The following is a 2,109-nucleotide window of genomic DNA, read 5'->3' as shown; positions in this document are numbered from 1 at the left end:
CAGCAGGCTGCCCAGATACTGGAGCCGGTATTCCTGGCCAGCATATTCGTACATCGGCGCGTCCGGCTTGTAGTATTCCTCAAGCTCGTAGGTGCTGACCCGGACAATACCCTCGATGGTGTTCAGCGGGATCGCGTAGAAATCCTCGCCGGTGGACACCATCAGTGCCCGGTTGACGGAAACCGTGAACGGCAGGCGAACCGTGAAGGTGGTTCCGCGGCCAACGGCGGAATCGATGTCGAGGCTGCCGCCGAGCTGTTTGATCTCGCTGGCAACGACGTCCATGCCCACGCCGCGGCCGGAAATCTGGGTCACCTGCTGGGCGGTGGAGAAGCCGGGTTGCAGGATAAACTGGAGGATTTCCCGCTCGGACAGATCCTCGTCTTCCCGCAGCATGCCCTGACGGATCGCCTTGTCGCGAATGACCGAAGAGGGAATGCCGGCGCCATCGTCGATCATCCTCAGGACAACGTCGCCACCTTCGCGGGTCAGTGACAGTGTGACTTCGCCGGTCTCCGGCTTGCCGGCTTGCTTACGGTCCGCCGGGCTTTCAATGCCATGGTCCAGGGCGTTCCGGAGCATGTGCTCCAGGGGCGCGATCATGCGCTCCAGGATGTTCCGGTCCATTTCGCCTTCGGCGTTGCGGACATCGAAGTCGACTTTCTTGCCAAGTTCGCCGCTGATCTGGCGAACGATGCGCCGTAGACGGGGCACCATGGAGGCGAACGGAATCATCCGGGTCTTCATAAGACCCTCCTGGAGTTCCGTGTTGATCCGGGACTGCTGCACCAGCAGGGTTTCAGTGTCCCGTACCCGGTCAGACAGGGTTTCCCGTAGGTCTGCAAGGTCCGAGGAGGACTCGGTCAGAGCCCGGGACAGCTGCTGGATGGAGGAGTAGCGGTCCATCTCCAGCGGGTCGAAGTCGTCGCCGTAATCCGGTCCGTGTTCTTTCTCGGCACTGAACAGGATCTGGGCTTCGGTCTCGATTTCCATCCGGCGTAGCTGCTCACGCAGACGCTCGATGGTTGCGGCCATTTCGTCCAGGGTATGGCCAAAATCGCTGGTCTGCTGCTCAAGCCGGCCACGGGTAATACTGGTTTCACCCGCCAGATTGACCAGCTCATCCAAAAGCGGCGCGGACACCCGAATGGTCTCCTGGGCCGCCCGCTGTGCCTCGGCCGCCTGTTTGCGAACCTTGGCCGGCGATTTCCCGGGCTTGGGTGCCGGTGCTACCGGTTTTTCTGCCTGGGCGGGAGGCGTCGGCTCTTCAGGCTTTTTCGGTTTCGGCGCGGCCGGGGCTGGCGCAGGCTGTTCGGCCTTTGCCGAGGACACACCCATGCCGGACTCATAACCCTTACGAATCTCGGCAACCAGGGAGATGATGGCGTCGTGATCTTCGGTAATGGCCTGCCACTGGGACTCATCCGGGGCATTGCCGCCAAGGTCGATCAGACGTGTCTCAAAGGCGTGGGCCCTGTCGCCAAGCTGGGTCAGCTGGGAGAGGCGGGCGCCGCCTTTCAGCGTATGCAATGCACGCTGGGCTTCCTGGTTGAAGGTGTGGTTTGCCGGCTCCTTGCGCCAGTCATCGAGCAGCTGCTCCAGCTGGTCCATGATTTCACCGGCTTCCTCCAGGAAGATTTCCAGTACTTCCGGATCGATCGCTTCCTGTTGGGACTCTTCTCGGGGAGCAGCGGTCTTTTCGGCGGCCACTTCGTGGGCCACCCGGAAGTCCTCAATCAGGTCCGCATCGGGCTCGGGCTTGCTGCCCTGTTCCAGGCTGTTGAGCATGGTCTTCAGGCTGCCCAATGCCCGGTCGCTGAGCTTCAGCAACGTCTTCTGGTTATTGGACCCGGAGATGAGGGGATCCAGAGCGTCGGACCAGGCTTCTGCCAGGTTGGCAATCGGATCGACGTCAGAAAGCCGTGCGCCACCCTTGAGGGTATGCAGTTCCTGCTGCAGCTGGGTCAGTCCGGTCAGTTCCTCCGGCTCGTCGCGCCACTGGTCCAGACACTCGCTAATGGCGTCGTAGATTTCCAGGCCTTCGTCCAGGAAGATGCCGATCAGGTCATCATCGCTGGCCTGTGTCAGAGTCTCGCTGAGGTCGGGGGC

The 2,109-nt window shown here is 61.8% G+C and carries 1 protein-coding gene; it reads right to left on the bottom strand.

The genetic code is table 11. The features are described 5' to 3' along the window. On the bottom strand, positions 1–2,109 hold a 2,109-nt coding region (locus B2W52_RS02825), incomplete at both ends, for a chemotaxis protein CheA (protein WP_286801150.1).

This window comes from Marinobacter sp. UBA2498 (genome assembly GCF_002341575.1).
Lineage (GTDB): Bacteria > Pseudomonadota > Gammaproteobacteria > Pseudomonadales > Oleiphilaceae > Marinobacter > Marinobacter manganoxydans.
Note: the sequence above shows the minus strand (reverse complement) of the source record. Positions and strands in the feature narration are given on the sequence as shown.